Raw genomic sequence first — 6,416 nt, forward strand, 5'->3', positions numbered from 1 at the left:
CCGCGGCGCCGCCCGCCCCGCCCGCCGCCCGCGGCCCGCGGCCCCCCCGGGCCGCGCGCGGCCCCACCCGCCCCGCGGGCGGGGCGGCCCCGGGGGGGGGCGGGCGGGCCGCGCCCCTCGCCGCTGGTGTGCGCTCCTGCCGCTACTTCCTGCGCATCGCGGCCTGGACCTCCTCGGCGCTGGCCGCCAGCAGCTCCCGGATCTCCGGGCGCGCGTGGTCGGTGGCCCACTGCGCGATCTGGAACATCTTCTCCGCCGTCGGGTTGATGTGGTGGGTGTCGGGGTCGTTGAAGCCCAGCGCGGGCAGCATCCAGTCCGACTCCCGCACCTGGCGCTCCAGGACGGCCGCCCCCTCCTCGGCCGTCATCCGCTTCGCGTCCACCGCCTCGCACACCTCGGTGACCTTGTCGAAGGCCTCCTTGTAGAAGTCCACCGGGCACCACAGCCCCGGGTACGGGTTCTCGTCCAGAGCCTGGCAGTGCGAGTCGTCCCCGGTCTCCTTGGTCGCGGTCAGCGCGTTGAGGATCCGCTTGCCGCCGATCACGCTGGCCGAGGCCCAGATCCGGAACACCGAGTTCCAGAGCGGGTAGTGCGAGAAGGAGATGAAGGAGTTGTTCACCAGCCGGTCGTTGTAGTCCAGCAGGCCCTGCTCCAGCGTCTCCACGTAGGCGAACCGCTCCGCCGAGAAGTCGTCCTCGCGCAGCGCCGCCATCAGCCGCCAGGAAAGCGAGTTGATGATCTCACAGGTGTTGGAGAGCCCGCGGGAGAAGAGCGGGTCGATGAACCCGGCCGCGTGCGACATCAGGCACCAGCGATCGCCGACCGTCCGGGTCGAGGAGTACTGCATCCGGTCCGTGCTGACCCACTCCCGCACACTGCGGGCACCCTTCAACTGCCGTGCCACCGCGGGGAAGCGCTCCACATGGGACCAGAACTCCTCCTCGGGGGTGAGGTCCGGGCGGGCCGGGTAGGTCCGCGGGTCGAGCTGGATCCCCACGCTGCACAGCGGGTTGGTCGCCCCCGGGTGGTTGTCGAAGGGGATCACCCACATCCAGCCGCGCTCGAAGATGTGGTGCATCGTCCCGTCGTTCCACGGCACCGGCGGGCGCAGCTCCTCCGGCGTGTCCACGTGGTCGTCGATCGCCCCCACGCCGACCATGTGGGTGAAGATCGAGCGGGCGTGGTGCTTGAGCCGGCTGGGCTCCTCGCGCAGCCCCAACTGCTTGGCCAGCGGCGAGCGGAACCCGCTGGCGTCGACCAGGTAGCGGGCGCGGAAGCTGCTGCCGTCCGTGCCGACCACCGTCACGCCGTCGTCGTCGAGGTCGAGCCGCTCCACCCGGTAGTCCTGCCGCGCGTCGCAGCCGTAGCGGACGGCGGTGTGGAACATGTACGCGTCGGTGTCCTGCCGGAAGAAGTGCGCGGCGTTGCCGACGATCGCGGGGATGCGGAACTGGCTGGTCTCCGTCGGGTCCGGCTCCTCGCCGTCCTGGTGGAACATGAACCCGAAGTTGCTCTTCTGCCCGTGCGCGCTGCTGACGTTGGCCAGGACGTCCTCGAAGCTCGCCAGGTTGGCGATCTCCGGCACGCCGTACCGGTCGGCGATCAGCCGCAGGACCACCAGGGTCTGCCCGATGGTCGACTCGCCGACCGCGAACCGGGGGTGGTGGGTGCCGTCCAGCAGCAGGATGCGGAAGCCCTGCTTGGCCAGGATCGATCCGAGCATCGTGCCCGACAGGCCGGTGCCGACGATCACGACGTCGTACGGCTGCCCGGACTGCTGCTCCGTGGTGTGCGCTGCCATGCCGTTCTCCCCTCCGGTCAGACGGACTTGATGCCGATGGCCAGGTGGTCCCTGGTGATGGTGTCGGTGCCGACCACCCGGTCGACCGTGAATCCGGCCTCCTCCAGGTACGCACGGGCCTGGTCGAGCGAGTAGGCCGAGCTGTCGTCCCGGATCATGGTGTGGTTGATCCGCTGGAGCAGGACCTCCGGGTCCCGCTCGTCCGGGTCGATCATGGCGTCGTACAGCACCACCCTCCCGCCCGGCCGAACCGCCTTGAAGGCGCGGCGCAGCAGCTCCTGGCGGTCGGCCACCGGCCAGTCCGGCAGCACGTGCCCGAAGATCAGCACGTCGGCCTCGGGCAGCGGCGAGGCGAAGAAGTCGCCGCCGTGGAAGGAGACCCGGTCGGCCGTCCCCGCCGCGCCGACCAGCTCGTCGAAGAGCGGGCGCAGCGCCGGCAGGTCGAACACCCCGCCCTTCAGGTGCGGGTGGGCCGCGGCGATCCGGGAGGCGACGTTGCCGCGCGCACCGCCGACGTCCACGAAGGAGGTGTAGCCGCTCCAGTCGATCTGCCGCGCCAACTCGTCGGCGGTGAAGCCGTTGTGGGCGTCCATGTGCATCATGACCTGACGGGCGCGGTCGAGGTCCTCGTAGTGCTTGGGGTACGCCAGCGGGCCCTGCGCGGCGACGGCGGACTTCGCCTTGCCGTCGCGGAGCGCGTCGGTCAGCTGCGCCCAGGCGTGGAAGTGCAGCCGGGCGTGCTGCTGGGCGGTGCCGCCGAGGTAGGTCGGGGCTCCCGGGACGAGGAACTCGGTGGCCAGGGCGGCGACGCGGTAGCGGCCGTCCTCCCGCTCCAGCAGGTCGAGGCCGACCAGGGCGTCCAGGAAGTCCTTGAACAGCCGGTGGGCGACGCCCAGTTCGGTCCGGATCTCCTCGATGTCGGCGGACCGGTCCGCCAGCAGCTCGAAGAGGCCGAGTTCCACCGCGCTCTGCAGCGCCTTCGCCTGGAAGTAGGCGGTGTTGAGCGCGACGATCCGGCGCGCGCGGGCAGCGGGGCTGCCGGTTTCCGACGTCATGGTTCTTCCTCTCACGGGGTACGGATGGGGCGTTCTGCCTGGTCATGGGTCGGCCGTATGGGCCGGGCCGGCCGGGTGTGCCGGGGTCCGGCGCTCAGCCGGCGGCGCCGAACCAGGTGGTCGCGGCACTGCGGAGCTCCTCGTGCCGGGCCGGGTGGCCCGCCCAGGCGACGTAGCCGTCGGGGCGCAGCAGGAAGGCGGTGTCGGGCTCCGCGCCCGCGATCCGGGCGGTCAGGGTGGTCACCCGGTCCGCCCAGCCGGCCAGCGGCGAGTCGGCCGGGGGTGTGGCAGCCGGCGGCGAGTCGGCGGGGGCCGGTTCGGGCAGCAACAGCAGCCCGCGCCCCTCGACGAAGTGGTCGCTGATCCGCCCGGTGCCGGCGGCGGTCAGCAGGTCGGCGTCCGGCATCCGCAGGCCGACCGACGGGTGCTCGCCCGTCCCGTAGCGGACGTCGAAGCCGGACAGCATCCCCGCGATGTACCGGTTGGTGTCCGGCAGTGCCATCAGCTCGCGGAAGGTCTGCCGCAGCGCGTCGTAGCGCGGGTCCGGGTCGATCAGCACGGCCTGGGTACGGGTGTTGTGCACCACGCCGTCGGCGACCGGCCGCCGTTCGCTCTGGTAGCTGTCCAGCAGCTCCTCGCCGCCCTGGCCGCGCACCACGGCCGCCAGCTTCCAGCCGAGGTTCACCGCGTCCTGGATGCCGAGGTTGAGCCCCTGCCCGCCGGCCGGCAGGTGGATGTGCGCCGCGTCGCCGGCCAGCAGCACCCGGCCGCTGCGGTACGAATCGGCCAGCCTGGACACGTCGGTGAGCCGGGACAGCCAGGTGACGTCGTGCATCCCGTGGTCGCCCCCGGTGTGCTCGACCAGGGCCGCGCGCATCTCCTCCTCGGTGACCGGCGCGTTGCGGTCGGGGAACGGCTCGCCGAACCAGGCGACGGTGGCCCGGTAGACGCCCGGCTGGTGCTGGAACGCACCGAACCAGGACCTCCGCTCGGGATTGACCAGGCCCACCGGGCGCATCGGGCCCAGGCCCTCGCCGCGCGGCAGGTCGCCGCTGAACCGCATGTCCCCGATCAGCGCGTACATGTGCGGGTCCTGGCCGGTGAAGCCGATCCCCGCCTGCCGCCGTACGACGCTGCCGCCGCCGTCGCAGCCGACCAGGTAGCGCGCCCGCACGGTGCCGCCCCCGGTCTCGACCGTCACCCCGTCCGCGTCCTGGACGAACCCGGTGACCGGGTCGCCCCGGACGATCCGGACGCCGAGCTCCAGCGCCCGTTCGGCCAGCAGCTCCTCCGTCCGCAGCTGCGGCACCAGCAGCACGTACGGGTGCCGGGTGTCGAACTCCTCGAACCGCATCGGCACGCCCAGGCTGGCGAAGTTCCCGCCCTTGAGCAGACCGGCCCCGTCCAGGAACCGGTCGAGCAGCCCGCGCAGTTCGAGCAGTTCCACGGTGCGGCCCTGCATCCCCATGGCCTTCGAATGCTTCTCCGGCTCCTTTCTCCGTTCCACCACCAGCGTCCGGGCACCGCCCAACGCCAGCTCGCAGGCGAGCATCAGGCCGGTCGGCCCCGCTCCCGCCACCACCACATCGCAGTCCACCGCGACCTCCGCTGCCGGTCCTGTACGACGGGCCCACCGTGCCAGCGGCGCTTCGAGTGGGTGTCCAGCGCCGTTGGCCGCCGCGGCGGGCGCCCGGGCACCAAACCGGCTCGAAGCGCAGCGCCTAGCGTCGGCGGGAATCCCGATCCGACCGACGGAGGACCCGTCATGCCCGTCACCCCCTTCACCGCGAACGAGGCCGCCTACCTGGCCTCGCAGTCGCTCGCCCGCCTGGCCACCGTGGACGGCCGCGGGCAGCCGCACGTCGTCCCGCTCGGCTTCCACTACAACGCGGAGCTCGGCACCGTCGACGTGACCGGGCGCGGCATGGCCCGCAGCCTCAAGTACCGCCACGTACAGACCAATCCGAGGGTCTCGCTGGTCGTGGACGACGTGCTGGACCCGGCGACCTGGTCGGTCAGGGGCCTGGAGATCCGGGGCACCGCCGAGGCGCTCCCGGTCGGCGGCAAGGAGATCCTGCCGCACGTCGACGACGAGCTGATCCGGATCACCCCGGAGCGGATCGTCTCCTGGGGCATCGACTCCGACTGCCAGGCACCGCCGCTGGCCCGGAACGTCGCGAACGGGGTGCGGGCATGATCGAGCGGCTGCCGAAGTTCCCCTGGGACGTCCTGTTCCCCTACCGCAAGCGTGCCGCCGCCCACCCCGACGGGCTGGTGAACCTGGCCCTCGGCGACCCGGTGGACCCGACCCCGGCCGTGGTCCGCGCGGCGCTCGCCGCCGCGGCCGACGCCCCCGGCTACCCCTCCACCGAGGGCACGCCGCAGCTGCGCGAGGCCGTCGCGGCCTGGCTGCTGCGCCACGAGGGGGCGACCGTCCACCCGGCCGCGGTGATCCCGGCGGTGGGCACCAAGGAGCTGATCGCCTGGCTGCCCACGATGCTCGGCCTCGGCCCCGCCGATGTCGTCCTGGTGCCCGAACTCGCCTTCCCCACCTACGAGGTGAGTGCCCGACTGGCGGGCGCCCGGCTGATCCGGACGGCCTCGCCGCTGACCTACGAGGGCCCCGACCCCAAGGTGGTCTGGCTGAACTCGCCGTCCAATCCGGAGGGCCGCGTGCTCGGCACCGCCGAGCTGCGCGCGATCGTCGCCTGGGCCCGGGAGCGCGGCGCCCTCGTGGTGAACGACGAGTGCTACCTCGAACACGTCTGGGAGGGCGAGACCCGCTCGGTCCTGCACCCCGAGGTCAGCGGCGGCAGCCACGAGGGTGTGCTGGCCGTGCAGTCGCTCTCCAAGCGCTCGAACCTGGCCGGCTACCGGGCCGGGTTCGCCGCGGGGGACCCGGTGGTGATCGCCACACTGCTGGAGGTCCGCAAGCACGCCGGGCACATGGTGCCCGTCCCGGTGCAGGCCGCCATGGTGGCGGCGCTCGGCGACGACGACCACCTGGTGGGACAGCGCGAGGCCTACGCGCGCCGGCGGGCCCTGCTGCGCTCGGCGCTGCTGGAGAGCGGCTTCCGGATCGACCGATCGGCGGGCTCGCTGTTCCTCTGGGCGACCCGGGACGAGCCCTGCTGGGAGACCGTGGGCGCGCTGGCCGAGCTCGGCATCCTGGCGGCGCCTGGGGAGTTCTACGGCGAGGCGGGCGCGCGGCACGTGCGGGTGGCCGTCACCGAGACCGACGAGCGGATCGACCAGGCGGTGAAACGGCTCACCGGGGCGTTCTGAGCAGCGCCCGCCGCAGTCACCCGTTGCAGTAGCCCTTGCAGGACCCGTCGCGGTACCCAGCGCAGCGCCCCGCCGGACAGCCGGCGGGGCGCTGCGCTGCTCCCGGTCGGGGCGGGGCGCCGCTCCCCGGTGGGCGTGCGGCTGCCGCAGTACGGCGTGGGGGGGCCCCCCCCCCGGGGGGGGGGGGGCCGCGCCCCCCCCCCCGGCCCCGCGGGGCCCCCCCCCCCCCCCGCGGCCCCCCCCCCCCCCCCCCCCCCGCGCGTGTGAAAGGAGGG

5 protein-coding genes are annotated in these 6,416 nt (G+C 73.4%); 2 read left to right on the top strand and 3 right to left on the bottom strand.

Annotated features, from left to right (window positions below; all coding sequences use genetic code 11):
• Window positions 1–142: 142 nt before the first annotated feature.
• The 3 genes from ACIGZJ_RS22915 to ACIGZJ_RS22925 form a co-directional block, all read right to left on the bottom strand.
• A complete protein-coding gene (locus ACIGZJ_RS22915) occupies window positions 143–1,801 on the bottom strand; it encodes an NAD(P)/FAD-dependent oxidoreductase (protein ID WP_396458952.1) in 1,659 nt (552 codons plus the stop codon).
• 17 nt (window positions 1,802–1,818) lie between these two features.
• Complete coding sequence (locus tag ACIGZJ_RS22920; protein WP_396458953.1) at window positions 1,819–2,856, bottom strand: methyltransferase; 1,038 nt, start codon at window positions 2,854–2,856, stop codon at window positions 1,819–1,821.
• A 94-nt stretch (window positions 2,857–2,950) separates the two neighbouring features.
• On the bottom strand, window positions 2,951–4,453 hold the full coding sequence (locus ACIGZJ_RS22925) for an FAD-dependent monooxygenase (protein ID WP_396458954.1): 1,503 nt from the start codon (window positions 4,451–4,453) through the stop codon (window positions 2,951–2,953).
• A gap of 168 nt (window positions 4,454–4,621) precedes the next feature.
• Between ACIGZJ_RS22925 and ACIGZJ_RS22930 the strand changes: the two genes are divergently transcribed.
• Together ACIGZJ_RS22930 and dapC are read left to right on the top strand one after the other, a co-directional pair.
• Entirely contained in the window at window positions 4,622–5,053 is a 432-nt protein-coding gene (locus tag ACIGZJ_RS22930) for a PPOX class F420-dependent oxidoreductase (protein WP_396458955.1), read from the top strand.
• Window positions 5,050–6,141: a succinyldiaminopimelate transaminase gene (gene dapC, locus ACIGZJ_RS22935; RefSeq protein WP_396458956.1), complete on the top strand. Its 1,092-nt coding sequence runs from the start codon at window positions 5,050–5,052 to the stop codon at window positions 6,139–6,141. The genes ACIGZJ_RS22930 and dapC overlap by 4 nt, the downstream gene beginning before the upstream one ends.
• Window positions 6,142–6,416: the final 275 nt, after the last annotated feature.

The organism is Kitasatospora sp. NPDC052868 (assembly GCF_044547105.1).
Taxonomy (GTDB): Bacteria; Actinomycetota; Actinomycetes; order Streptomycetales; family Streptomycetaceae; genus Kitasatospora.

Bases quoted from the DNA above. Each gene is read 5' to 3' on its own strand.
- ACIGZJ_RS22930 (WP_396458955.1), top strand. From the start codon at position 4,622: ATGCCCGTCACCCCCTTCACCGCGAACGAGGCCGCCTACCTGGCCTCG.
- ACIGZJ_RS22915 (WP_396458952.1), bottom strand. From the start codon at position 1,801: ATGGCAGCGCACACCACGGAGCAGCAGTCCGGGCAGCCGTACGACGTC.
- dapC (WP_396458956.1), top strand. From the start codon at position 5,050: ATGATCGAGCGGCTGCCGAAGTTCCCCTGGGACGTCCTGTTCCCCTAC.
- ACIGZJ_RS22920 (WP_396458953.1), bottom strand. From the start codon at position 2,856: ATGACGTCGGAAACCGGCAGCCCCGCTGCCCGCGCGCGCCGGATCGTC.